This is a genomic window from uncultured Roseobacter sp. (assembly GCF_947495025.1).
Classification (GTDB): Bacteria; Pseudomonadota; Alphaproteobacteria; order Rhodobacterales; family Rhodobacteraceae; genus Roseobacter.
This window is the reverse complement of sequence record NZ_CANLXG010000001.1, coordinates 61,404-86,568: the sequence shown is the minus strand read 5'-3', so window position 1 is coordinate 86,568 and position 25,165 is coordinate 61,404. Positions and strand designations below refer to the sequence as shown.

Below are 25,165 nucleotides of genomic sequence, written 5' to 3'. Positions count from 1 at the left end.
ATGCCTCGCTCTGCCGTCGGGGTACATTGCCCCTCTGGTCGTGTTCGATTGCCTGTCCGGACGCTGGCTGGCCTGTTACCGCATTTCCTGCGCCGGTGTGACGCCAAGAATACCCAAACCGGCCGAAATTACAATCGCCGTGGCACGGGCCAGGGCGATTTTTGCCTGGCTTGTGGCGGCATTGCCCTCCTGCACGGCACGCAGGCTGTCGTCTGACCGGCCAAGGTGATAGAGGCTGTGGAAATCGGAGGCCACATCATAAAGATAAAAGGCGACCCGGTGCGGCTCGTTTGTGCGTGCCGCTGTCTCTACCAGCCGCGGCCACTCCGCCAGTCGCGCCGCCATCGACAGCTCGGCCGGATGCGACAGCTGACCAAGGTCAGCCCCGCCAAGCGTGTCGTCATCGACAGCAATGCCCGCCTCTCCCGCTTTGTTCAGGATCGACGCGATCCGCGCATGCGCATACTGGACGTAGAACACCGGGTTCTCCCGGCTCTGTTCGAGCACTTTGTCAAAATCAAAGTCCAGCATCGCGTCGTTCTTGCGGGTCAGCATCACGAACCTGGTGACATCGGGGCCAACCTGGTCGACCACATCGCGCAGGGTCACAAAAGTCCCTGCCCGTTTGGACATCTTGAACGGCTCACCGTTTTTGAAGAGCTTCACCAGCTGCGTCAGTTTGATGTCGAGCGGCACGTTGCCATCAGAAAGTGCAGAGACTGCGGCCTTCATCCGTTTGACATAGCCGCCGTGATCCGCGCCAAAGATGTCGATCAGCGCGTCAAATCCACGGGACACCTTGTCATAGTGATAGGCGATATCCGGTGCAAAATAGGTCCAGCTGCCGTCTGATTTCATGACCGGCCGGTCCACGTCATCGCCGTGCTCTGTTGACCTGAACAGGGTCTGCTCCCGCGGCTCCCAGTCTTCGGGTTTCTTGCCCTTGGGTGGCTCGAGCACGCCTTCATAGATCAGACCCTTGCCCCGCAGATCGTCAATGGCAGCCTCGATCCGGCCGGTGCCGTAGAGTGATTTTTCGGAGTAAAACACATCCATTTCGACGCCGAGCGCTTTGAGATCAGCACGGATCAGGCCCATCATCGCGTCAGTGGCGAAATTCCGGACCTCTTCGAGCCAGTACTGCTCGCCTTTGTCGAGGTAAGCGTCGCCAACCTTGTCCTTAAGCGCCTGCCCCACCGGGATCAGATAGTCGCCGGGATAGGTACCATCGGGAAAGGCGACTTCCTGGCCATGCGCTTCCTGATACCGCAGGTACACAGACCGGGCGAGCACATCGACCTGTGCGCCGCCATCGTTGATGTAGTATTCCCGCGTCACCTCAAAACCGGCAAAGTCCAGTAGAGATGCCAACGCATCACCGAAGACCGCACCGCGGGTATGACCCACATGCAGCGGGCCGGTCGGATTAGCGGAGACATATTCCACATTGACCTTTTTGCCGGCCCCGAGCGATGCCCGGCCAAAACCGGTGCCCGCGGCCAGTATTGCGCGCACAACATCCTGCCAGACGACAGGTGCCAGCCGCAGGTTCAGAAACCCGGGGCCCGCGACCTCGGCACTGGTGATCCGTGCATCCGCGCTCAGCCTTTCGGCCAGCACGCCGGCGATGTCGCGGGGTTTCATGCCAGAGGGTTTGGCCAGCACCATTGCAGCATTGGTGGCCATGTCACCATGGGCTGCGTCCCGCGGTGGCTCGACCGTCACATTTTCCAGCGAAAGCCCCTGCGGCAGCACACCATCCGCCATCATGGCGGTCAGCGTTTCGGTCACAAGGTGACGGATATCAGCAAAAAGGTTCACAGGCTCTGGTCCTTTGGCAAGTGCTGCGCGCGGTTTATCACGGCCTGTGCCCGGGTCAACCGCGCAGGCTCAGAGCCCGCCGACCAGGCGCTCATGCTCCTGCAGCGCAAACCGGTCCGTCATCCCTGCGATATAGTCGGAAACGATCCGCGCAAGGTCCGTTTCGGTCTGTGCGGCCTCGACGTCCTTGCGCCATTGTTTCGGAAGCTGATCGGGGTTTTCCATGAACCATGGAAACAGCTCTTCGACGACCCGTGTGACACGTGCGCGCATCTCGATCACGCTTGGCGCGCGGTACATCCGCTCAAACAGGAATGCGCGGATGACTTTGAGGTCCTCAAAAACGGGACCGGAAAACCGGATGATCGGATAGCCCGCCAGCCGGATGTCCTGCACCGTTGCGGGCTGCAGACCGGCAAGTCTTGTCTGCGCATACCCGATGACATCCTCAACCAGCACGCCAAAGAAACGGCGCAGTGCTTCGTGACGCCGGCGGTAATAGTTCAGCCCCGGATAGCGTTTGTCTACGGCAGTAAAACAGTCTCTCAGGATTGGCAACTCTGCCAGCTCGTCGGTTGAAAAGAGCTCCGCGCGCAGACCGTCGTGCAGATCGTGGTGGTTATACGCCACATCATCCGCAATGGCCGCCACCTGGGCCTCGGCGCTGGCATGAGTATGCAGTTCCAGATCCATTTCGGCGTTACAGGCAGCAAGCGCCCAGGGAATGTCCCCGGTCACCGGGCCATTGTGTTTTGCCAGACCTTCCAGCGTTTCCCACGTCAGGTTCAGCCCGTCGAAATCGGCATAATGCCGTTCCAGATGCGTGACGATCCGGATTGCCTGCGCATTGTGATCAAAACCGCCAAAGGGCGCCATCAGCTCGCAGAGCGCGTCCTCCCCGGTATGCCCGAATGGCGTATGGCCCAGATCATGCGCCAGGGCGACGGCTTCGGTCAGCTCTGCATTCAGCCCCAGCGCGCCGGAAATCGTCCGCGCCACCTGCGCCACTTCGATAGAATGGGTCAGACGGGTGCGGTAATAATCGCCTTCATGCTCGATAAACACCTGGGTTTTGTGCTTCAGCCGCCGGAAGGCGCTGGCATGGATAATCCGGTCCCTGTCGCGCTGGAAACACGAACGGAAGGTGCTTTCCTCTTCCCGCACACGCCGCCCCCTGGCCAGTGCGGGATCAGAGGCATAATGCGCAGTCATAGCTCGCTGGTCCTTGTGGCCTGTCCCGGGGCTTTCTATATTGCACATGTAACGTGATTGAAACCGCCCCACGGAGCCTGAGCAGATGCAACTGCCCCCCAAAGTCACCTCACGTGCGTTTGAGCGCCTTGCGGAAATTGGTGCTGCAACCGACGGCAAAGCCCTGCGGGTCGCTGTCGAGGGCGGTGGATGTTCGGGGTTTCAGTACGAAATCGCGCTTGATGAGCCACGCGATGACGATCTGGTGCTGGAAGGTGCCGGGGAAAAAGTCGTTGTGGACGCGGTTTCGCTGCCATTTCTGACGGATGCCGTTATTGATTTCACCGAAGAGCTGATCGGCGCGCGGTTTGTGATCGAAAATCCGAATGCCACAAGTTCCTGTGGCTGCGGCACGTCGTTCTCGATGTAGGCGGCCCGTCAGGCGTCAGCCCGGGCAAACCCCTCAAAGAAATCACCGAACCGGGTGGTCGATTCTGCGGCACAGGACAGGATGCGGTGGTCGTCCTCCCCGAGGACCGCTTCCAGCAGACCGCGCATCTGATCCCAGTCGCAGCTGCGCGCGGGCCCAAGATGGAACATATATTCGGAAATGCGCCGCAGTGGCCCGCGTGAGGACCCCAGTCGCTCGACCGTCAGCGCGCCCTCGACCGGTGTTCCGTGGAAGCCTTCGGCCCCGGCATGAGCAGCCCACCAGCTGCCCACAAGGTATTCATGATAGGCATCCGGGGCGCCGCTTCCCTGCGCTGCGGACCGCAGGGAAAAACGTCCGGTCTCCAGCGCCAGCCAGTCTTCCCAGATATCGCTGGGTGTGCGCCCGGCAAACCGCAATGCCACACAGACCTCGGAAAGCAGGTCGAAATCCTGATCCAGCCAGGCCAGCACACCGGCAAACTCAAGGCTGGTAACGGCTTCTTCGGTCAGACACGGGTCATTCCTGCCATATTCTGACAGATAAAAAACGATATGCGTCAGCTCGTAGGCTGCCTTTTTGTTGGGCAGTGCGAAGGTGTCACTGCAGCTGATAAACCTGCGAAGCCGGGCCGCGAGTGCAGTGTCGCCCGAACCCTCTCCCCGGCGCGCGAGAAGTCGTTCTGCTTCTGCCCTTTGCAGGTCTGAAAGTTCCGCATCAACAAGACCACGCGCCCGCACCCTGTGGCAGACCCCGGCACCGGCATCGCCCTGCATTCCCAGATCCTCAAGATCCAGACAGACAGAAAGCAGAAAGCGGTAATACTGCGGGAAAAAGGCAAGACGGCCGGCAATGCTGTCATAGAATGGCCGATAGACCTCCAGCGCTTCCGGCTGCAGTCTGGCGCCTGATGTCGCCAGTACATTCAGCAGCTCGGCGTTTTCCTTGAGCCAGAAGACGTCACTGCTGTCCCGGCGGTGCAGAGCGAAGTTCCGCAGAAGCAGTGCCTGGCGCTGGCTCAGATTTGGCCTGCGCGGCAACCCGATTGAAATCACGTTGGACATGAGCTTTCCTTTCGCTGTCAACGGGTTGCCGCACAGAGCGTCAACAGGTCAGGACCCTTGGGGAAGATCCTGAACCGGTTGAGCTGTTACGTGTTGGGCGTCATTGATGTGGTGAAGAGCCCGGTGGCCTCGCCCGCCAGAGCATCACTGCCCGCAATCATGGACGTGGTGAACTGTCCGGTTTCCATGCCGGTCATCGTCGAAGCAGGCGCCATTGATGTGGTGAAGAGCCCCGTGGCGTCACCGCACATCATGTCGCTGCCAGAGCACTGCATCGACGTTGTGTAAAGGGCTGTCGCGTCTCCGGTGTGAATATCTGCAGCAGGGCCGGTCACATCACGGGCGATTTCAGCTTTGAGCATTGCGTTGGTCATCAGTTTGTATCCCTTTCAGTTGAAGTTCAGGTCGCCCATTAACGCTTGCTCTTAAAGCTCGAATTTTAAAGAAAAAAACCCGTTAAGATTGCATTAACCATCAGTTATCCACAAGGTGCTCCGCCGCTAAATGATCAGAATGGAAAGAAAACGCTTTACGGTAATCTTCGTTAAAGAAATTTTATCCACAACCGGCTGGTCTGTGGATATTAACCTTTTGCCAGCTTTTCCGGGAAACACCTTAACGAGAATCACCACGTTAATACTCACCCCAAGAGTGCGATGCGCCGGGGTTGCTCCGCCTGCCCGCATGCGCGATAGATCAGAACGGAAGACGGGGAGCTCAGAATATGAAAATTGCGACGTTCAATATCAACGGTATCAAAGCCCGGATTGAAGCGCTTCCGGCATGGCTGAAAGACGCGCAACCGGATGTGGCTCTGCTGCAGGAGATCAAATCTGTAGACGAAAACTTCCCGCGCGAAATCTTCGAGGATCTGGGCTACAACGTCGAAACTCACGGACAGAAGAGCTTCAACGGGGTGGCAATCCTTTCCAGACTGCCGCTGGAGGACGTCTCGCGCGGCCTGCCCGGCGATGACAGTGACGAGCAGGCCCGCTATATCGAAGCAACCGTCATGGGCGTCAAAGATGCAATACGGGTTTGCGGACTTTACCTGCCGAACGGCAATCCTGCGCCGGGTCCGAAATTTGACTACAAGCTTGCCTGGATGGCGCGCCTTGAAGCGCGGGCCAGAGATTTGCTGTCGCAGGAAATCCCCTTTGTCATGGCGGGCGATTACAACATCATTCCTCAGGCCGAAGACGCGGCAAAACCAGAGAGCTGGCGCGAGGATGCCCTGTTTCGTCCCGAAAGCCGCACAGCTTTCCGCCGCCTGCTCAATCTTGGCCTGACAGAGGCTTTCCGGGTGCGCACGCCTGGTCCTGGTCACTACAGTTTCTGGGATTATCAGGCTGGCGCATGGAACCGGAACAACGGTATCAGGATCGATCATCTGCTGCTGAGCCCGCAGGCTGCAGACATGCTCCAGGACTGCCAGATCGACAAAGATGTACGCGGTCGCGACAAACCCTCCGATCACGTTCCCGTCTGGATAGATCTGGCTGCCTGAGCGGTCATTTTGATGCCACAGTCTGCTGTTAGAAACGCCTCCGCACCACAGGAGCGACCGATGACGCAGCAACTACCGATTTCCTTTCGCCTGACAGCCGGCAATGCCGGATTCCTGTTCGGCGGCATTGCGCTGATACTTGTGCTTGTTCAGTTCGCAGCAGGGCCGTTCGCGCCCCAGCAGACGATTGGCGTCAGCATCGGGGAAATAGCCGCAGAAATCCGTCAGTCCGCGGCAAATGCACTGGCCGGACAGACAGCCCCGGAGCCACAGGTTTCAGCCTGGAACATTGACCGCATTCTGTCTGTATTTGCTGCAGTAACGGCGGGAGCGGCGATATTGCTCGGTATGCTGGCCTTCATCCTGCGCGAAAACAGGAAAACGGCCGCCTACGCGCTCACCCTGGGCGTCGGCGCAGTTCTCTTCCAGATGTTCGTCTGGACAATCATGCTGGTTGCCGGCGTGTTCCTGCTGATCGGCATTATGCAGAATCTCGACAGCATACTGGATTTCTGACCACCCACACGTTGTCGGCCCCTGAAATACAGGTGTTTTCACGGGCCGGGCCAGGCCCGCTTGTGAGCCATTGAAAATTTTATCCGGAACATTCCGGTGCCGCGTTTGTTGTGTCTGCAGAAATCACGACCCGCAGAGGGCGTGATCATCTGACAGAAAGGACACGACATGAAACGCACATTGATCACAGGTATCGCACTGCTTTCCGCAGCACCGGCACTCGCCACATCAGCGGTCGGAGAGATTGAGGTGCAGGCAGACCTGACAGCTGTCGAGAACCTTGAAGCAGCACAGGTCTGGACCAGCCTGAGCGACGATCTGGAAACAGAGATCGCGGAACGCCTGGTCAGCAGAATTTCCGAGGATGGCGCGACAATTAAGGTCGATATCGACGAAGTTGCACTCGCCAACCTGTTTTCGCAGCGCCTTGGTGGTGCGCAGAGCAAGCTGGTCGGTGATGTCGAAATCGATGCACCGGGCCTTTTCAACCAGATAGACTATACGCTCACTGTGACAGCGGATCAGGCCATCGCCTACTATCCTGAAGGCACCACGCCGGGAGAGGTGTCGGTGGACAGTGAGATTTACTACAACGCGATGCTGGATGCCTTTGCAGACAACGTGGCGTCCAAATTCGACCGGTAAACACGCAGTACCGATAAAGGGCAGCGCTTCGGTGCTGCCCTTTTTGCGTCAGGCCTCGAGTTCTGCGTCCCAGTAGAGAAAATCCATCCAGCTGTCGTGCAGATAACCGGGCGGAAATTTCCGGCCCATGTTGCGCAGTTCCTCGGCCCCGGGCTGGCGCGGTGGTTTGCGCAGCGACAAACCCGTGCGATGCAGCGGTTTTGCCCCTTTTTTCAGATTGCAGGGGCTGCAGGCCGCAACGACATTCTGCCAGCTCGTCACACCGCCCGATGCACGCGGAACCACGTGATCAAAGGTCAGCTCTCCTTTTGCGCCACAGTACTGACACCGGAATTCATCCCTCAGAAATAAATTAAAGCGCGTGAAGGCCACGCGCTTTTGAGGTTTCACATAGTCTTTCAGGACAACGACCGAAGGGATCCTGATCTCGGTACTGGGGCTTCGGACGATGTCATCGTATTCGGCCACGATATCCACCCTGTCGAGCCAGGCCGCCTTGACCGCTTCCTGCCAGGGCCAGAGCGACAGCGGATAGTAGCTGAGAGGCCGGTAGTCCGCATTCAGAACCAGGGCTGGCCTGTGTTTCAGGCTGGCAGGGTTTCGTGTGAATTCCGTTCTGAAGTCGCCGTCCATGATCGTACTGAACCTCTTGCCGTTCCGCGTCCGGTCCGGCAGGCCAATCCCGCCGATAGGTGGACTATATCTCGTGGTTTCAGACTGACAAGCCCCTGAATGACCACAATATGTCGCAGAGTTGTTATGCCGGTTCTGTAACGGCCGGATGACGGTTATCCACAGGCCCGGCTCTGCAGCAGAGGCCGGGCCGGGAAAGGTCAGTGCCAGACACCGGCAAGGTGTGCCCGGATGATCGAAAGGATCTCGCGGTGCATCGCCGCGCGGTGGGTCGTTCCCTGTTCACAGACGATCTCGTCTCCCGGTTCTTCTCTGGCCAGGATGGCGTAGCCCTGCTCAAGACATTCGCCCATAAAGTCGAAATGACCAGCGCCCGGTATCTCGATATGCGTGACCAGATCCGGTCGCATTGCCGCGGCCAGCGCGCGCGCCTCGACATCCTGGTCCAGCATATCCTGCCGCCCCGCGCCCAGCACCATCACCGGGCGGTCAATGGCCGCAAGGCTGTCAGGATCAAAGGTCTGAACACCGCCGGGATCAAGCGCAATAAACGTCGCAATACGCGGATCTGACCGGTCGCTTTCAAGAAGCGCAAGATCGGCCTGTGCCTCGCCCACACGCCACATTGCAAGCGCTGCACAATCGGGCCGGTCCGGTACCACCTGGCATTTTGCCGCAAATCCGGCAGCGTCATGCCGCGCGCCCGCCGCAGACAGCATGGTGTACCCCCCCAGTGAATGGCCTGCGGCTGCGACACGCGTCAGATCCATGTGATCGCCAAACCGCGGGTCACGCGATGCCGCGTCGAGGCTGACGCTCAGATCAGTTGCCCGCAGCCACAGTTGCCGCGCAGCGTCAGGGTCGCGGTCAAAACTGGTGGTGCCGGGGTGGTTGGGCATGACCGAAATAACACCTTCTCTGGCCAGCGCCTGTGCAAGCCACGCCTGATTGAGAGAATTGCCGTACATCCCGTGCGAAATCAGCATCACGGGGAACACCCCTGGCGCGATACGCGCACCATGCAGCGCGCTTTCGACATTCCAGACGGCGCTGCCACGCAACTGCTGCGGTGTCCCGTCCTCCCGGGTCGGGTACCAGACATGACCCGCGAGTGTTCTGCCGGTGTCTTCGTGTACAGCTTCAAATTCTGCGACGGCCGCAGAATAACCTTCTGCATCAGCGGGTGCTGCGAGGCCCAGGGCAATGGCCGTTCCGAGTATCAGATTGTGTAGTGTGGCGTTCATGGTGAACCTCCGTCGTAAATGGGTTGCGATGCACAGGACTTGAGCGACGGGGCAATTTCGGGCAATGCCTGGGCTGTCCTGAATGCCGTTTCAGGACAGCTGAGCGCAATCGAGGACATGAAAACGGATGATTTCGATCCCCCTGCCCCTTGTACTGACAGTTCTGGCTGTCATCGCTGCCGTTTTCACAGGAACACGGCACTGGCTGCCCGGCACGGCGCGCGCAGCCTTCACGGCTCTGGCAGGCCTTATCGCCACGCTGACCCTCATGGTCACGCTGCGTTTTGCCTGGGATCTGGAACAGGTGATCGGAATACAGCGGGTTTTACCCTTCTTTATCGGGCCTCTGGCATGGGTGGGATATCTTGCGCTGTCCGACCGGGCGGAACGTTTTGCGCAGGCCGCGTGGCTGCACATCGGTATCGCCCTGCTGGCGGCGGTGCCTGTGATGGCTCTGCCTGCTGTACGTGGTGCGACAGATTTTGCCATCGCGCTGAGTTATGCTGTTTACGCGACCGCGCTGCTGCGTCTGTGGCGTGGCGGACCCGACAGGCTGTCACGCGTGCCCATCGGACACGTTACCGCGCTGCGCAGGCTGATGCTGGCCGGCGCGGGTATGCTCGCGCTGACCCTTGTGATGGACACGGCCATCGCTTTTGACTTTGCGCGTACCGGCGGTGAAAATGTGCGCCGGCTGCTGTCCTTCGCCAGCCTGTTGCTGATCGTGTTACTCCTGATCGCGGTCGTCGTTGCGCTGCGCGGACAGGGCAACGCCACCCTGCGCGATGCAACGGATGCTGACCGCGCACTGGTAGATCGCGCCGCGGCCTGTCTCAGAGAGACCCGGCTTTTCACTGATCCCGAGCTTTCCCTGACACGTCTGGCCCGCCGGATTGCGGTGACCGACCGCGCGCTTTCAGAGGCTGTCAACCGCCACACGGGGGCCAATGTCTCGCAGTTCATCAACGGGTTCAGGGTCGCCGAAGCGGCGGATCTGCTGCGCAGCACCCGCGATCCGGTCATGCGCATCGGCGAACAGGCAGGGTTTCTGACCCGCTCAAACTTTTATGCCGAGTTTCAGCGTGTGCATGGCATAAGCCCCGGCGCCTGGCGCAAGACGGAAAGCACGGTATGAATGACCGTTTGGGGCCCTCTTTGACCGATGCTGCAAGACGCACGAATGGCCGCTTCATGTCATTTGTCGCCGGTGCGTAAACGACTCATTGTGACAGGTGTGATCCCCAAAAAGGATGCAATCAATGTATGGGGAAAGATGTCTTCATAGCCGGGGAATGCTTGGCGAAACCACGTGAGCCGCTCAGCACCTTTAAGAGCGGCGAGGCACCACTCTCGATCTACCTTCCGACTTAGCGCGTCCCGTAGAACACCATTGGCCCAATTTCGGATGGGTTCAGATGAAATCATCCGATTTGAAAGTAGATCACTGTCGATCCTTGCAAGCAGGGCATCGGTTGTTGCCGCAATGGACACGAGCGACAAACCGTCGCGCGTTCGAGCGATGTTTGGCGTGATAACGCAGGGACCCACATAAAACCCGACGCTAACTTCTTTGCCGTCTTGGTCACAAATACTGCTTACCAAGCACCCTTCCAAAAGAACGAATTCGTCTGTTTCGGGTTGTTCCTGCCGGGTAAGGTGCACCCCTTTGCTCAAACGCTTTCGTTTCCATTCAGATGCAAATTCGTCCGCGCAAGCCATAACTGACAGGTCAGGTGACTGCATCAGAAACGTCCGTAAATCCATTTTGGCGTGCCTTATCAAATGATAATGCGGGTGACTTCGTCTGAGGGCATGTGTGGCACAGATCAAGGAGTTTACAAAATGACGAACAGAATTTTGTCAAAGCACATTGGAATAATCGCGGTTGGCTCAGGACTGATAGGTGCATCAATCTATTTGCTTATGATCAATATCACGCTCGTCCATATCGAAGCAGTCTCGGGGCACTTCCCCTTCGACATGCGTCCTTTCGGCTATGGCTCCACAGAGGCGGCGACGCTTCTCGGAGCGTTAGGAGCGGAAGGGCGCGCGTATTATCTCAGTCACCAGATCGCTTTGGACACACTTTATCCAGCCATGCTCACGTTGACTTTGATAGCCACGATCTGCTGGTTTGGGCAACGCATGCCAAACAGAAAACTTGTCCGCTTTGGCATTGCCCTTTCGGTTGGTAGCGCTCTGTTTGACTATGTCGAAAACCTTGGTATTGCGGCCATGATTTGGAGCTGGCCCGAGGTTTCCGTTCCACTGGTTTTTGCCACTAGCACAGCCACAATTCTTAAATCCGCTTTTACAACCGTAGCTGTGCTGCTGACGCTTCTGGTAGGGTTTAGCTGGACACGTCATTCTGAAGCCGACGTTTGTCCATAGGTGGGCAACGTCGGCTTTGTCCGCACAGCGGACGTTGTCGACCACACAGAACGAGGGGGTTCAGGTATGGTGCGTCAAAGTCGTCCTCCCCGTCTGGTCAGGAGGCGGTGACGCACTACCTCTGTGACGCCCAACACCCACAAAATGATGAGGTAAGTTGCCGATGCGACTGAGGTACCCGATCGCTTTGAGTCTGATAATTGTCGCCGGATGCGCGCCGACTTCTGATGTAACGTATTCAACGATTACCGTGAATGGTGAAAAATACCCGTTTCGGACCAGCACAGTGGACGGCCCCGATGGTCCCTTCCGGTCGTCAGGCGTCAAGGTGCGCAGCCAGTATCACCCATGCCTGCCTGAAAGCCCCGGAGATTGCGCGGCGGTCGTGCAGTACGCGGAAAACCAGCGCCCGGGCGGCAACTGACCGGCGCCTCCGGCACATTGCCGCAGATCCGCAGCACATTTGACCGGAATGCCACCGCGAGAACCGCAACCAATCGTCTGCACATCTGAAACAGCCACACCGGACGGTCCGTACGACAACCCGACATTCAGACCGGTTCGGTCAACGGTCTTTAAGCCCGCGGTGACCGAACATCGGGTGCCTCAGAGAGTAGCCTCTACAGACTGAGCTTGTCGCGCATAAAGGCCAGCGCCACTGACAGCCCGTCGGGCGCTATGCCGTGGCCGGTGCCTTTCATGATATGGGCATAGACGTCCTGCCAGCCGGCTTCCTGCAGGGCCTCTGCGGCCTGCGGCAGGGATTGCGGCGGCACCACGTCGTCCTGATCACCATGAACCAGCAGAACCGGCGGGCGGACCACCACCTCATCAGCGAGCGTTTCCGGGCGCAGCAGACGGCCCGAAAAGGCAACGATCCCTGCGATCTCATCCTCGCGCCTTGGTGCCACATGCAGGGACATCATGGTCCCCTGTGAGAACCCGAAGAGCACCACCTGTTCGGGCAGGACGTCCTCGTCCACCATCAGCGCATCCAGAAAGGCATTCAGGTCATCGACCGCCTGCATCATGCCGCGTTCGGATTCTTCTTCGGAAGAGCCGTCTATCCAGGGGATCGGGAACCACTGAAACCCCATCGGCGCCCCGGCACAGGCCTCAGGCGCGTCCGGCGCCACAAAGAGCGTGTCAGGCAGATGCTCGCCCAGCGGATCGGCAAGGCCCAGCAGATCAGCCCCGTTCGCGCCGTATCCGTGCACAAAAACCACCACAGAGCGCGTGTCCCCGGATACCGGCGCGCGGCGTTCTGCGTTAAGTACTCTGGTCATGTGATCCCATCCCTTTGTCTGGCCACCCGGTAGTACGCAAAGAGCAGTCGTGCTGCAACTGATCGCCAGGGCGACCAGGCGGCGGCCCTCTCCCGCAGGGCGCGCTCTCTGGGGCGCTCCGGCAGGTCATAAAGCACGCGCGCTGCCTCCTGCAGCGCCAGATCGCCGGCTGCAAAAACATCCGGACGGCCAAGGCTGAACATCGCATAGATCTCCGCAGTCCAGACGCCGATGCCCGGCACCGCAGTCAGCGTGCGGACCACTTCGGCATCGGAGGCGGTGCGCAGGGCCGGATAATCGATCGCTGCGCTGGCCAGCGCATGGGCATAGCGGGCTTTCTGACGGCTGAGGCCAAGCGCACGCAGGTCTACTTCGGACACAGCGCGGACTGCCGCCTCAGAGGTCATACCGGCCTCCAGTAGACGGGTCTGTATCGCTCGCGCCGAGGCCACGCTGACCTGCTGGCTGACAATCGCACTGAGCAGTTCGGAAAACCCGTCGGGCCTGCGCCTGAGCGGCAAAGGTCCGGTGGCCACCAGCGCGCGGGCCAGATGCGGGTCCTGTCCGGCAAGCCAGGCTGCTCCGGCGCTGACATCCGCATCGGTTTCGATGATCCTGCTCATGTCAGCTGTCAGCTTCCCAGGCAAGCGCCTCGGCTACACTCTCGACAACGGTGGCTCCCACGGGTGGCGGCGGCCGGTCAACCATCAGCACCCGGATCCCCAGCTGCCGCGCGGCCAGTAATTTCGACATGCTGGCAACGCCGCCGACATTGCGGCAGATCAGCCGTGTGATCCGGCAGGCCGCAAAGAGCGCCTGCTCCTGGCGCTGCGAAAAGGGCGGTTTGCCTTCGACGAATTTCAGATAGGGATAGGGCGAGGGTGTGGCCGGCATGCGGGTCTGGCGCAGATAGACCACCTGCCCGGCGAAATCCGCGTAGTCCGGCAGGCTGCCCCATCCGGTATTCGAAAAGACCCGCGCGCCCTCCGGCACTGCAGCAACCGCAGCCCGCGTGGTCGGATAGCTCGTCCACTGGTCAGATCCCGTTGGCAACCAGACACTGCGCAGCACACGCATATACCGCACCTGGTGACGGCTGCAGAAAAGACTGGCCTGGTTGCTGATATCATTGTCAAACGGATGACTGGCATCAATCACAGTCGTCACATTCTGCGACAATGCCCAGTCCCGCAGACCGTCCGGACCGGCAAAAGTCCCGACCCGCGTGGGCACCGGCAAAGGCTCCACCCCGCGTTCAGGTTCAGGCAGGCTGGCGATAACATCCCTTCCCCGCGCGACCAGTCCGATAATCATCCCATGCGCTTCCCTGGCACCAGCCAGGACAAGGGTCTTTCCAGCGTTCCTCATGGCTGCATCATTATCGCACAGGACAGGCCAGACAAGAGGGCTTGCTCCACAAACGCAGCAGGACTACTGACAGTACCTATGGAATATGCAGACGACAGCCGCGCCAGGCGAAATGTAACCGTTCTGGTCCTTGCTCAGGCCTTCCTTGGCAGCCAGATCACCATGATCTTTGTGATCGGCGGCCTAGCAGGTCAGCAGCTGGCAACCAACGTCTGCCTGGCCACCCTGCCCATCTCGATGATCGTCTTCGGATCGATGACCACCGCCCCCTGGCTGTCGGGCATCATGCAGCGGTTCGGCCGGCGTGCCGGCTTTCTTGTGGGGTCAACAGGCGGGCTGATCGGGGCGGTCATCTGTGCATGGGCACTGACAATGGAAAGCTTCAGCCTGTTTCTTCTGGGCAGCTATCTGACGGGTATCTATATGTCGGCACAGGGTTTTTACCGGTTTGCCGCCGCAGACACCGCATCTGAGAGCTTCCGGCCCAAAGCGATCTCCTATGTTATGGCAGGCGGTCTGCTGTCGGCCATCATCGGCCCGCAGCTTGTAGGCTATCTGAGCGGCAACACGCCCGATGCCACCGTGATGCGGTTCTTCCCCGTCTATATTGCGGCCATCGTGCTGAACATCATCGGGATGATGCTCTTTGCGTTTCTCGACATCCCGAGACCTGACCGGATCACGGAAGCATCGGACCGCGGCCGCAGCATCGGTGAGCTTCTGCGCACTCCGCGCATTGCCGTGGCTGTGATCTGTGCGATGGTATCCTATGCGCTGATGAACCTCGTAATGACCTCAACACCGCTGGCGGTGGTAGGCTGTGGTTTCGCTGTCGCCGACGCCTCGAACGTCGTTACCGGACATGTGCTCGCGATGTTCGCCCCGTCCTTTTTTACCGGTCACCTGATTGTCCGGTTCGGTGTGGAAAAGATCATGGGGCTCGGACTGCTGATCCTCGGTGCAGCGGGCGCTGTCGCCCTGTCCGGTGTAGAGCTCGGCCACTTCTACATCGCGCTGATCCTGCTGGGCCTCGGGTGGAACTTCGGCTTCATCGGCGCCACCACTATGCTGGCCGGATCACATACACCGCAGGAACGTGGCCGTATGCAGGGGATCAATGATCTGCTGGTCTTTGGCGGTGTGACAGTCGCGTCGCTGTCATCCGGCGGGCTGATGAACTGCTCAGGCGGCACACCACAAGAAGGCTGGGCTGCGGTCAATATCGCGATGGTGCCGTTCCTGGCACTGGCCGGCGCAGCGCTGATCTGGCTGGTGCTGCGTCCCAAACCACAGACCGTCTGATCCGGCGGTCCTGCTCAGGCCCACTGCCAAAGGCGCAGGCTGCGCTTCAGCGGGTTCATTCCCATCCCGCCTTCGGCAACGATATGCGGCCTGCGCACCACCTGCTCCAGAAGATCGCGCGCGGCAAACGCCTCTGTCAGTGCAGGCCAGGCCTTTCTGCCGACAGACCGGCGAAGGTCCCGGCGTGAAAAAGTCGCAAGCGCGTCTGAAGCAAGGGTTCTGACGGCATCAGTGCGCCCATCGACGAGCGGGATGCGTTTCTCTGCCTCAAGCGCCGGGACGGCCTGCAGAAACCGTGCCAGACCGGCTGCCCTGCCCAGGGCGCGCACTGCGGCTTCGTGTTCGGGTTCGGCCCCCAGCGCACGGGCGCCAGCCCACATCAGCCCGGCCCCTGTTTCGTCCAGATACCGGGAGAAATGCGCTGCATCCTCGAACGGATCCCGGTAAATATCCCAGCGCCGGGCTGCCACGAGGCGGTCCAGCACCTCTGCGCCCTGACTGTCCAGAGCCAGCGCCAGCGGCGTGACCACTTCATGGCGCCGCACAATGCCGCGCGCGCCGATTTCGGTCAGCGCATCACGCCACCACTGCAACCGCATCTCGGCAATCATGGCCTCCTGCGTCACCCATGGCGCCCGCGACACCTCAACGTTAAAGGCATAAACGGGAAACAGTATCCGCCGCGCATCGACCGGCCCGGCCATTGCAGCTGCAAACCGGTCCGGGTCCGCCTTCTGTACCAGCGCAGCACAGGCGGTCAGGTCCTCGTCAAATATCATCCCGGCCGTACAACACAGAGCAGGTACCCGAATTCATTGCGGTGATCCCGCCAGAGCGCGGCCTCGTCCCGCCCTTCCTGAAGCACATCGGCAAGCGCGCCCTTTGCGTCCACCGCAAGAGCGTTAATCCGGGCGTCCATTGGCTGGTAATAGGCCTCCCACGCCGCGTCTGACAGACGCCGCGTTCCCGCGCAATCGTATCCGGCAGCGCGGATGTGATCGAGGAGGCCCGCTTCTCCGGTCATATCCGGATACTCAGCCCATCCCTCCAGAGCCGCGCGCGACGGCGTTTCTGTAAACCAGCAGACCTGGGAAAAAGCGATCGCGCCACCGGGAGCCAGCGCTGTCTTCCATGTTTCCAGTGCCTCGCGAACCCCCAGAAAATAAACCGCCCCCGCACACCATATGAAATCGTATGGCCCGGCGATATCTGCCATATCACCGGCCATGATTGTTGTACGCGGGTCAGCACCATGTGCGGCCTTTGCCTGGTCAACAAAGCTCTCCGTTTTGTCCAGCGCTGTGACATGGCCCTCCGGTGCTGCTGCAAGCAGCGCTGGAATGTCCGCCCCCGGTCCGCACGCCGCGTCGCAGATACGCGCTTTGCGGCCCACACCCGCAAGGTCCGCGGCCCAGGCAACATCGGCAGGCTCGCCAGGACCCTCGCGCGGCAGGTCGCGGTGCAACGTGAAAAAAGCATCCCGGTAGGCGTCGTTCATGCAATCTGCTTCCGGTCCCGCAGGATTTTCCAGCGTATGGCATCAAGCAGCGCCTCAAAAGAGGCATCCACTATGTTGGGCGAGACCCCGACAGTTGACCACCGCCGGCCCTGCCCGTCCTCACTGTCAATAATGACCCTTGTCACGGCCTCTGTACCGCCCTGTGTGATCCGCACCTTGAAATCCACCAGCCGCATGTCGTCGATGATCGTCTGGTACCGGCCAAGATCCTTGGCCAGCGCTTTGGCCAGCGCATTGACCGGCCCGCGGTCAGACCCCAGTTCGTCCATGCTCTCGCTGACAGAGAGCTTCTTGTCGCCATCGATTTTCACAACAACGACAGCCTCGGACAGGCTGATCATTCTGTCGTATTTGTTTTTGCGCCTCTCTACGGTCACCCGGTACCGTTTAACCTCGAAAAAGTCCGGCATCTGCCCGAGGGCCGAGCGCGCCAGCAGCTCAAAACTGGCCTGGGCCGTGTCATAGGAATACCCTTCAGCCTCGCGCTCCTTGATCGTATCGAGGATCAGGCCAAGCGCCGGGTCGCCCTTTTCAACTGTCAGTCCGGCACCCTGAAGCCGTTCGCGCAGGTTTGACTGACCCGCCTGGTTCGACATTGGGATAATACGGGCATTACCGACATCCGCCGGATCAATATGCTCATAGGTGCTCGGGTCTTTGAGGATCGCGCTGGCGTGCAGACCGGCCTTGTGCGCAAAGGCCGAAGAACCAACAAAGGCAGCCTGGGCGCGCGGCACCCGGTTCAGGATTTCGTCCAGCATCCGCGAGGTACGCGTCAGTGTTTTCAGTGCCTCCGGCGTAACGCCGGTTTCAAACCGGCTGGCATAGGGCTCTTTCAGCAGCAGAACGGGGATCAGTGCGGTCAGATTTGCATTGCCGCAGCGCTCGCCGAGGCCATTGAGGGTGCCCTGTATCTGGCGGGCGCCGGCATCCACCGCCGCCAGACTGCAGGCCACAGCATTTTCGGTATCGTTGTGCGTGTGAATACCCAGCCGGTCTCCGGGGATGCCCGCAGCGATCACCTGTGCGGTGATGCGACCGACCTCTTCGGGCAGCGTCCCCCCGTTGGTATCACACAGAACAATCCAGCGCGCGCCGGCGTCCAGCGCCGCACGTACCGCCGTCAGCGCGTAATCCGGGTTGGCTTTGTACCCGTCAAAGAAGTGCTCGGCGTCAAAGAGCGCTTCGCGTCCCTGATCCACAATATGCGCAATGGATTTCGCAATGTTTTCAGTATTTTCTGCCAGCTCAACACCCAGGGCTGCGCGTACATGGAAATCATGTGTCTTGCCAACAAGACATACCGCAGCTGTGCCTGCATTCATCACCGCCGCCAGTACATCGTCATTTTCCGCTGACATGCCGCTGCGTCTGGTCATGCCAAAGGCCGTCATGCGCGCACGGGTGTCCGGAGCATTGTCGAAAAAAGCGCTGTCCGTGGGGTTCGCCCCGGGCCAGCCGCCCTCGATATAGTCCACGCCCAGCGCGTCGAGGGCCGCGGCGATGGCGCGTTTTTCGTCCGTCGAGAACTGCACGCCCTGGGTCTGCTGGCCGTCGCGCAGGGTGGTGTCATAGAGGTACAGGCGTTCACGGGTCATGCGATTTTTTCCGGCTGTCTGAGGGCGTTGGTGCGGGCTCGGGTAGGTAAAACGTCGGTATGACGTCGGTGCCCGGTGCGGGTGCTGGCCTGGGGTCGCAGAGGGATCACTTCAGAGGTTCCAGCTTTGAGGGGTCAAAGTCCGGAGTTGTCTCGAGTTCGACCTTGTCTTTACTCATCCGGACTTCCACACCCGCGCTGACCAGCATTGTTTTGAGGGCATCCACAGCTTCAAAATTTTTGGTGGTCATTGCCTCGGTGCGTGCGACTGCCATGGCGCCCTCGTAAGCGGTGAGGTCGACAGGATCGTTCAGAGCTTTATCCAGGGAGTACCCAAAAGAGGTCCACCATTTAGATGTATAGTCAAAACCAAGAAACCAGAGCCCTTCTGCAAGTTGTACTTTACTTTCGAACGAACCCTTTGCGTCCTTTGCAAGACGGTACATTTCAGTCAACGCACTGTGGGTATTCAGGTCGCCGGCAAGTGCATCCACCACCGAAAAAGGTGGGTTTGTCCCACTGATTGACCCGGCAAGTTTATCACGGTCTTCGTCGATAACAGTATACCATTCCCGCAGCGTCTTCTCCGCCTCCTGACGTTTCTTCTCTGTCCAGTCCATCGGCTTGCGGTAATGCGTCGACAGCATCACAAAGCGGATCACCTCGCCCGGCACGCCCTGATCCAGCAGGTCCCGCACGGTGAAAAAGTTGCCGAGGGACTTGGACATCTTTTTGCCCTCAACCTGCAGCATCTCGTTGTGCATCCAGACATTGGCCATGACGTCCGTGCCATTTGCGCAGCAGCTCTGGGCGATCTCGTTTTCATGGTGCGGGAACATCAGATCGTTGCCGCCGCCGTGAATGTCAAACGTTTCGCCCAGCAATTCGCGCGCCATGGCGGAGCATTCGATGTGCCAGCCCGGACGCCCCGCGCCCCAGGGACTGTCCCAGCCGGGCAGATCATCGTCCGAGGGCTTCCACAGTACGAAATCCATCGGGTTGCGCTTGTAGGGGGCGACCTCGACCCGCGCACCGGCGATCATATCATCCACGGTGCGGCCCGACAGCGCCCCATAGCTTTCCTTCCAGCTGTCCACGGCAAAGAGCACATGGCCTTCGGCGGCATAGGCATGCCCTTGCCCGATCAGCGTTTCGATCATGGCGATCATCTGGCCGATGTATTCGGTGGCGCGTGGCATTTTGTTGGGCTCCAGCGTACCGACCTCCTTCATATCCTGCAGATACCACGAGATCGTCTCGTCCGAGCGTTCGCGGATCAGATCCTCCAGCGTGCCGGGGGCGCCGGCCTCTTTGCGGCGCTGCGCCTCGGCGTTGATCTTATCATCGACGTCAGTGAAATTGCGCACATAGGTCACGTGATCCGCCCCATAGACATGGCGCAGCAGCCGGTAAAGCACGTCAAAGATGATCACCGGGCGCGCGTTGCCCAGATGCGCGCGGTCATAAACGGTCGGGCCACAGACATACATCCGCACGTTTTGCGGATCGATGGGCACAAAGGCCTCTTTCTTCCGGGTCCGGGTGTTGTGCAGTGTGAGTGTCGTCATGACAGGTGTCCTTGGCGCAGGGGTCAGCGCGGGCATAGCAATCATCTGTCAGAATGGAAACGACCAGAACTGCCCGCAGGAAGCGTTCAGTTAATAATACAGCAGATAATTGTTGTACGGGTCATAGGGAGCATGTGGCACGGGGGCCGCGCCCGGGTCAAGCCCGATTGACGAATCGCGCGGGCAATGCGCCTCTGCCCGGACAACTGAGCGGAGGCAGAGATGCAGCTTTCACAGCGCCTTATGGGCATCAACGGCGGCGGGTCCGATGGATGGGACGTCTTTCTCAAGGCGCGCCGCATGATCGCGGCCGGCACGCCGGTCACAGAGCTGACCATTGGCGAGCATGATATCCGCACTGCCGCACCGATCCTGCAGGAAATGCACAGCAAGGCGCTGGCGGGCAATACGGGCTATGCGGCAATCCCCGGATCTGAGCCGCTGCGCGAAACGGTCGCCGCACGCGTGCAGGCCCGGACAGGGGTGCCGACAAAACCGGGTAATGTTCTGATCACGCCGGGTGGGCAGTCTGCCCTCTTTTCTGCGCATATCGCCGCCTGCGACGCAGGCGATACGGCGCTGTACATTGATCCCTATTATGCCACCTACCCCGGTACGCTGCGCGCTGCCGGTGCCGTACCACAGGTAATCACCACCCGCGCCTCGGATGCGTTTCAGCCCCGCGCCAGCGACATCGCAGCCCATTCCGCGGGCGCGCGGTCGCTGCTGATCAACAGCCCCAACAACCCTACGGGCGTGGTCTATTCCCGTGCCACGCTGGAGGGGATCGCAGAGGTCTGCTGCCGCGATGATCTGTGGCTCATCTCGGACGAGGTCTATGACACCCAGGTCTGGGAAGGCAGCCATATCAGCCCGCGCAGTCTGCCGGGCATGGCCGGACGCACGCTTGTTGTTGGATCACTGTCCAAATCCCACGCCATGACCGGATCGCGCTGCGGCTGGCTGGTGGGGCCGGAAGAGGCCATCTCGAACCTGATCAACCTGGCGACGAACACCACCTATGGCGTGCCGGGGTTCATCCAGGATGCAGGGCTTTATGCGCTGACCCGCGGCACAGAATTCGAAGAAGAGATTGCTGCGCCTTTCCGGCGGCGGCGGGCACTGGCACAGCAGGTGCTGGCCGGACAGAATACGGTGGCCCTGGTGCCGGCACAGGGGGCCATGTATCTGATGCTGGATATCCGCGCGACAGGTCTGAGCGGCGAAGAATTCGCCTACAGCCTGCTGGACGCCCACCATATCGCCGTTATGCCCGGTGAAAGCTTTGGCCGTTCAGCCGCGGGGCATATCCGCGTAGCCATGACCGTCGCAGACGACGCCTTTGAGGTCTCGCTGAAAAAGCTCTGCGCACATGCCGAGGCGCTGGCCGTCTGAATTGGCCCGGATGCGGGGGGAAGACATCCGGGCCGGTGCGTGTCGGCTCCGGTCAGAACCGGAATGATGCACGCACTGTCAGGGTCGTGGCATCCGCGTCAGCGCCTGCAGCATTGCCAAGGTCGCTGAAGTTGTGACGCAGCAGTTCTGTACCAACGGTGAGACGCTCAGTGGCCTGCCAGGCGACACCCACGCCATAGAACGGCCCTGTGTCGTCACCCGCTGTGGTGTTCACACGTGCCGCACCTGCTGTGGCATAGGGCAGCCAGCGCCCCATGTCGTAACCGGCCCTGAGCTTGAGCCGCGTGACGTCCTCGACCGTGGCCGCACCGGCACCGATGTCGATGTCAGTCTCGTCATAGTCCAGCTCGATACCGCTGACCCAGGCGCCATAGTCATAGTTGTAACCGATGTGCAGACCATAAAGCGTGTCATCACCGTCCACGCCGTCCAGCGCGCTGTCACCATTGACATCACCGTATCCCAGCTGGGCACCGGCGTAGCCGCCCGTCCACTGGCCGCCTGAATACACAGGCTCAGGCGCAGGTGCCACAGGGACTGTTTCAATCACTGGTGCCTCAGGTGATCCTGCAGTTGCAGCCGTGGCGGTGAAACCTGCAGCGATCAGCGCTGCGCGGAATGCTCTTGTCTTTTTCATGACTGTCTCCTTGCCATCTTCCGGCCGGCTCAACTGCCGACCCGTCCCCTGGACCTGTGCATGTCCGAAGCTGGTTCAATGGGCCTGCCAAAAAGGACCGGACATCCTGCCCGGAACCACCGGATTTCCGGCAGAACACTGCCAGCATGGTGCTTTACCCGGCCACTTCCCGCCGGTTCCGTTGCTGTGGAAAAAAATTTCGTGAGGTCGCAAACAGACTTGACCGGTCCGCCACCGCTGCGTCACCCTGCCACAGACAGGGAGGCGCGCATGCAGGGCGTACGCAGTAAGATCAAACTGGTGGTCTGCACGATCGGCGCGGAACGCGGACGCGCGGCGCGGGGGCGTCCGGCGGCGGTCTGAGACCGATCCCATAACGCCCTTTCCCTTTTCCGGACAATACAAATGACACAATCGACCAAATCCCGCAGCGGAGGCCGTTCGGCGCGCCGTGCAGCACGCGCCCGCGCTCTGCCCGAGCATATGCGCCCCGTCAGGCCCGGCCTTGAAGGCGGCACCTACCGGCCTCTGAGTGCCATTGATATGGACAACATCCACAATGCCGCGCTGCAGGCACTCGAGGAGATCGGTCTGGTAGACGCGCCCCCAACGGGCGTTGAATATATGACTGCCGCCGGCGCGATACAGGGCGATGACGGACGCCTGCGTTTTCCCCGCGCGCTGGTCGAGGATGCCATTGCGCGTGCCAACCGCACGGTGACCCTTTTCGGGCGCGATCCGGCACACGACCTGAACCTGTCGGGCAACCGCGTGCACTATGGCACCGCTGGCGCGGCAGTTCATCTGGTGGAACCTGACGGTCGCACTTACCGGGAAAGTACCCTGCAGGATCTGCACGACGCGGCCCGGATCACCGACGTACTCGACAATGTGCATTTTCTGCAGCGCCCCATGGTCGCCCGCGACGTCACCGACAACATGGAAATGGACATCAACACCGTCTATGCCACCGCCGCCGGCACGACCAAACATATCGGCACGTCGTTTTATGACCCTGCCCATGTAAAACCCTGCATCGAGCTGCTGCACATGATCGCCGGGGGCGAGGACAAATGGCGCGAACGGCCCTTTATGAGCAATTCCAACTGCTTTGTCGTGCCGCCGATGAAATTTGCCACGGAATCCTGCCTCGTGATGGAGGAATGCATCCGCTACGGCATGCCGGTGCTGCTGTTGTCTGCGGGCATGGCCGGCGCCACTGCCCCCTCGACCGTAGCGGGCGCGATTGTACAGGCGGTGGCCGAATGCCTGGCCGGTCTGGTCTATGTACAGGCCGTGAAACCGGGCCATCCGGCGATTTTCGGCACATGGCCCTTTGGTCTTGATCTGCGCACGGGCGCGATGACCGGTGGATCGGGCGAGCAGGCCCTGCTGACTGCAGGCTGCGCACAGATGCATAAGTATTACGATCTGCCCGGCGGGGCGGCGGCGGGCATTGCTGATGCCAAACTGCCCGATATGCAGGCCGGCTGGGAGCAGATGTGCTCGAATGTTATGGCAGGGCTTTCGGGGCTTAACATGGTCTATGAAGCCGCGGGCATGCATGCCTCACTGCTGGGGTTCTGTCTGGAATCGCTGATCCTGAGCGACGACCTGATCGGTCAGGCGCTGCGCTGTGTGCGGGGCATCGAAGTGAATGAAGAGACACTGGCACTGGATCAGATGCGCGAGGTCTGCATCGGTGGTCCCGGCCACTACCTTGGCACTGAACAGACCCTCGGCCGGATGGAGATTGACCACGTTTATCCCGCCCTGGGAGACAGAACATCCCCCAAGGAATGGGCCGAAAACGGCAAACCGGATCTGATCGAAAATGCCCGCCTGCGCAAAGAGGAAATCCTCGGCCAGCGCGCGGCGGCACGGTTCGATCCGGCTCTTGATGCCGCGATACGCGAAAAGTTCAGCATTTACCTGCCGGCATAAAAGCAACCCCCGGTGCGGTATCGCACCGGGGGCACTGTCCGGATCCGGTCACAGGGCAGCGACCGGCAACCAGACGCCCAGGGATCAGGTGGGCATCAGACCGGCTTCCTGAGCAGCCTGAATTTCCGCGGCATCCAGCGCGCCATCGGCATTCAGGTCCATTGTGTTGAAGGCATCGGCCGTGATGTCAGGCATCACCGCCTGCACCTCGTCAATGGTCAGAACGCCGTCGCCGTTGGCATCTGCCTCTGTCGCGGCTGTTGCGGCACCCGCGACACCGAGGGCAAGGACGATCGACGTAAGGGTTGTTCTGGTCATGATGATTACTCCCATTTTTAAGCGGAACATCTCCGCCCCCCTCACATGGCACCGGTCCTGCACGATGACATCCCCTGCAGCACCAGGGGCTGAAAACCGGCACCTGCCAGCCCAAAGCAGGTGATTTCATCGGAGAGACTCTGCCGGGCAAAATCCTGCCGGCGGGATTTTCGGCAAACCATGACCTATATCTGGCTGTTCCGGCGCTGAACCGCCGAAACGCAGCATCGGCGGGAACCTGCAGATGCAAAAAGCCCGGGCGACAGTGGCTCGCCCGGGTTCTGGCCGCGTTCTGCGTTGTGAGGGGTCAGAACGGATGAATACGCGGCCAGTTCTCGTCACCTGCGGTGATGTACATCGGGATATCTTCCTGCCAGAGGGTCTGGGCCCGTGGGTGGACCTGGACGTAGAGCGTGCCATCGACCACCTGCCAGACGGTCGGATCGCCCGGCGCTTTGTAGCCCTGGCTGGCCGCCCACGAGCAGTATCCGTCATAGGCAGGCGCATAAGAGGCCGGGTCCGCCTTGAAGGCGTCGCGGTTTTCCTCGCTGCTGAAGTACCAGACGGCACCGTTCCAGAAGTGGTTGAAGCGTGCCTCGCCCTGCGCGGGTGTGCCCGAATGGTAGGACACGGTGTCATAGCCGCCGATTGCAACAGCAAGCTGGTTTCCGGCCGCGGCCGTCTGGGCGGTCAGCGCCACACCCGCAGCAAGACCAAGAGCGAGAAGGGATTTTCTGAGCATGGTGATCTCCGTTATTAAAAAGTCCC

General features: G+C 60.3%; 26 protein-coding genes. 9 read left to right on the top strand and 17 right to left on the bottom strand.

Going from position 1 to position 25,165, the window contains the following annotated elements; genetic code table 11:
• Positions 1–75 precede the first annotated feature (75 nt).
• Positions 76–1,821: an arginine--tRNA ligase gene (gene argS, locus Q0792_RS00390; protein ID WP_298835535.1), complete on the bottom strand. Its 1,746-nt coding sequence runs from the start codon at positions 1,819–1,821 to the stop codon at positions 76–78.
• 69 nt (positions 1,822–1,890) lie between these two features.
• Positions 1,891–3,033, bottom strand: a complete 1,143-nt coding sequence (locus tag Q0792_RS00385; RefSeq protein WP_298835533.1) for a deoxyguanosinetriphosphate triphosphohydrolase — start codon at positions 3,031–3,033, stop codon at positions 1,891–1,893.
• Between the two features lie 85 nt (positions 3,034–3,118).
• On the opposite strand from Q0792_RS00385, the gene Q0792_RS00380 reads away from it, so the two are divergent.
• Positions 3,119–3,442 (top strand): iron-sulfur cluster assembly accessory protein, encoded by a 324-nt coding sequence (locus Q0792_RS00380; RefSeq protein ID WP_298835532.1) that lies wholly within the window; start codon positions 3,119–3,121, stop codon positions 3,440–3,442.
• An 8-nt stretch (positions 3,443–3,450) separates the two neighbouring features.
• Here the strand turns inward: Q0792_RS00380 and Q0792_RS00375 are convergent, their stop codons facing one another.
• Both Q0792_RS00375 and Q0792_RS00370 read right to left on the bottom strand, forming a co-directional pair.
• Positions 3,451–4,506, bottom strand: a complete 1,056-nt coding sequence (locus Q0792_RS00375; protein WP_298835530.1) for a hypothetical protein — start codon at positions 4,504–4,506, stop codon at positions 3,451–3,453.
• Between the two features lie 86 nt (positions 4,507–4,592).
• A complete protein-coding gene (locus Q0792_RS00370; protein ID WP_298835528.1) occupies positions 4,593–4,880 on the bottom strand; it encodes a DUF6749 domain-containing protein in 288 nt (95 codons plus the stop codon).
• A gap of 350 nt (positions 4,881–5,230) precedes the next feature.
• Between Q0792_RS00370 and xth the strand changes: the two genes are divergently transcribed.
• The 3 genes from xth (at position 5,231) to Q0792_RS00355 (ending at position 7,174) form a co-directional block, all read left to right on the top strand.
• The gene (gene xth / locus Q0792_RS00365) at positions 5,231–6,013 is read left to right on the top strand and encodes an exodeoxyribonuclease III (protein ID WP_298835526.1); all 783 of its coding nucleotides are present in this window, start codon (positions 5,231–5,233) and stop codon (positions 6,011–6,013) included.
• A 60-nt stretch (positions 6,014–6,073) separates the two neighbouring features.
• Complete coding sequence (locus tag Q0792_RS00360) at positions 6,074–6,529, top strand: hypothetical protein (RefSeq protein WP_298835524.1); 456 nt, start codon at positions 6,074–6,076, stop codon at positions 6,527–6,529.
• Positions 6,530–6,697: 168 nt separating this feature from the next.
• Complete coding sequence (locus tag Q0792_RS00355; protein ID WP_298835522.1) at positions 6,698–7,174, top strand: hypothetical protein; 477 nt, start codon at positions 6,698–6,700, stop codon at positions 7,172–7,174.
• Between the two features lie 48 nt (positions 7,175–7,222).
• Here Q0792_RS00355 and Q0792_RS00350 read toward each other — a convergent pair whose 3' ends face one another.
• On the bottom strand, positions 7,223–7,807 hold the full coding sequence (locus Q0792_RS00350) for an HNH endonuclease (protein ID WP_298835520.1): 585 nt from the start codon (positions 7,805–7,807) through the stop codon (positions 7,223–7,225).
• A gap of 200 nt (positions 7,808–8,007) precedes the next feature.
• Positions 8,008–9,051: an alpha/beta fold hydrolase gene (locus Q0792_RS00345; RefSeq protein WP_298835518.1), complete on the bottom strand. Its 1,044-nt coding sequence runs from the start codon at positions 9,049–9,051 to the stop codon at positions 8,008–8,010.
• Between the two features lie 127 nt (positions 9,052–9,178).
• On the opposite strand from Q0792_RS00345, the gene Q0792_RS00340 reads away from it, so the two are divergent.
• Positions 9,179–10,186: an AraC family transcriptional regulator gene (locus Q0792_RS00340; protein WP_298835516.1), complete on the top strand. Its 1,008-nt coding sequence runs from the start codon at positions 9,179–9,181 to the stop codon at positions 10,184–10,186.
• Positions 10,187–10,245: 59 nt separating this feature from the next.
• Here the strand turns inward: Q0792_RS00340 and Q0792_RS00335 are convergent, their stop codons facing one another.
• Positions 10,246–10,794 (bottom strand): Crp/Fnr family transcriptional regulator, encoded by a 549-nt coding sequence (locus tag Q0792_RS00335; RefSeq protein WP_298835515.1) that lies wholly within the window; start codon positions 10,792–10,794, stop codon positions 10,246–10,248.
• 99 nt (positions 10,795–10,893) lie between these two features.
• On the opposite strand from Q0792_RS00335, the gene Q0792_RS00330 reads away from it, so the two are divergent.
• Positions 10,894–11,442, top strand: coding sequence for a hypothetical protein (locus Q0792_RS00330; protein WP_298835514.1), 549 nt, complete (start codon positions 10,894–10,896; stop codon positions 11,440–11,442).
• 620 nt (positions 11,443–12,062) lie between these two features.
• Here the strand turns inward: Q0792_RS00330 and Q0792_RS00325 are convergent.
• Genes Q0792_RS00325 through Q0792_RS00315 form a run of 3 tightly spaced genes read right to left on the bottom strand, consistent with a single transcriptional unit; the run spans position 12,063 to position 14,096 of the window.
• A complete protein-coding gene (locus Q0792_RS00325; protein ID WP_298835513.1) occupies positions 12,063–12,728 on the bottom strand; it encodes an alpha/beta fold hydrolase in 666 nt (221 codons plus the stop codon).
• A complete protein-coding gene (locus Q0792_RS00320) occupies positions 12,725–13,351 on the bottom strand; it encodes a DNA-3-methyladenine glycosylase 2 family protein (protein WP_298835512.1) in 627 nt (208 codons plus the stop codon). The genes Q0792_RS00325 and Q0792_RS00320 overlap by 4 nt, the downstream gene beginning before the upstream one ends.
• 1 nt (position 13,352) lies before the next feature.
• Positions 13,353–14,096: a precorrin-6A/cobalt-precorrin-6A reductase gene (locus Q0792_RS00315; RefSeq protein ID WP_298835511.1), complete on the bottom strand. Its 744-nt coding sequence runs from the start codon at positions 14,094–14,096 to the stop codon at positions 13,353–13,355.
• A gap of 78 nt (positions 14,097–14,174) precedes the next feature.
• Here Q0792_RS00315 and Q0792_RS00310 point away from each other — a divergent pair, with 78 nt between their 5' ends.
• Entirely contained in the window at positions 14,175–15,398 is a 1,224-nt protein-coding gene (locus Q0792_RS00310) for an MFS transporter (RefSeq protein ID WP_298835509.1), read from the top strand.
• A gap of 14 nt (positions 15,399–15,412) precedes the next feature.
• On the opposite strand, the gene Q0792_RS00305 is transcribed toward Q0792_RS00310, so the two are convergent.
• The 4 genes from Q0792_RS00305 to cysS form a co-directional block, all read right to left on the bottom strand.
• Entirely contained in the window at positions 15,413–16,177 is a 765-nt protein-coding gene (locus tag Q0792_RS00305) for a squalene/phytoene synthase family protein (RefSeq protein WP_298835507.1), read from the bottom strand.
• Positions 16,174–16,896: a trans-aconitate 2-methyltransferase gene (locus Q0792_RS00300; protein ID WP_298835505.1), complete on the bottom strand. Its 723-nt coding sequence runs from the start codon at positions 16,894–16,896 to the stop codon at positions 16,174–16,176. Before Q0792_RS00300 ends, Q0792_RS00305 begins: the two co-directional genes overlap by 4 nt.
• Entirely contained in the window at positions 16,893–18,515 is a 1,623-nt protein-coding gene (gene cimA / locus Q0792_RS00295; RefSeq protein ID WP_298835503.1) for a citramalate synthase, read from the bottom strand. The genes Q0792_RS00300 and cimA overlap by 4 nt, the downstream gene beginning before the upstream one ends.
• Positions 18,516–18,621: 106 nt before the next feature.
• Positions 18,622–20,082, bottom strand: a complete 1,461-nt coding sequence (gene cysS, locus Q0792_RS00290; RefSeq protein WP_298835501.1) for a cysteine--tRNA ligase — start codon at positions 20,080–20,082, stop codon at positions 18,622–18,624.
• 222 nt (positions 20,083–20,304) lie between these two features.
• Between cysS and Q0792_RS00285 the strand changes: the two genes are divergently transcribed.
• Positions 20,305–21,477, top strand: a complete 1,173-nt coding sequence (locus tag Q0792_RS00285; RefSeq protein ID WP_298835499.1) for a pyridoxal phosphate-dependent aminotransferase — start codon at positions 20,305–20,307, stop codon at positions 21,475–21,477.
• Positions 21,478–21,529: 52 nt separating this feature from the next.
• On the opposite strand, the gene Q0792_RS00280 is transcribed toward Q0792_RS00285, so the two are convergent.
• Positions 21,530–22,135, bottom strand: coding sequence for an outer membrane beta-barrel protein (locus Q0792_RS00280; protein WP_298835497.1), 606 nt, complete (start codon positions 22,133–22,135; stop codon positions 21,530–21,532).
• Between the two features lie 405 nt (positions 22,136–22,540).
• On the opposite strand from Q0792_RS00280, the gene Q0792_RS00275 reads away from it, so the two are divergent.
• The gene (locus tag Q0792_RS00275) at positions 22,541–24,079 is read left to right on the top strand and encodes a trimethylamine methyltransferase family protein (RefSeq protein WP_298835496.1); all 1,539 of its coding nucleotides are present in this window, start codon (positions 22,541–22,543) and stop codon (positions 24,077–24,079) included.
• A gap of 84 nt (positions 24,080–24,163) precedes the next feature.
• On the opposite strand, the gene Q0792_RS00270 is transcribed toward Q0792_RS00275, so the two are convergent.
• A complete protein-coding gene (locus Q0792_RS00270; protein WP_298835495.1) occupies positions 24,164–24,397 on the bottom strand; it encodes a hypothetical protein in 234 nt (77 codons plus the stop codon).
• 307 nt (positions 24,398–24,704) lie between these two features.
• Entirely contained in the window at positions 24,705–25,139 is a 435-nt protein-coding gene (locus Q0792_RS00265; protein WP_298835493.1) for a YHS domain-containing (seleno)protein, read from the bottom strand.
• Between the last annotated feature and the right edge of the window lie 26 nt (positions 25,140–25,165).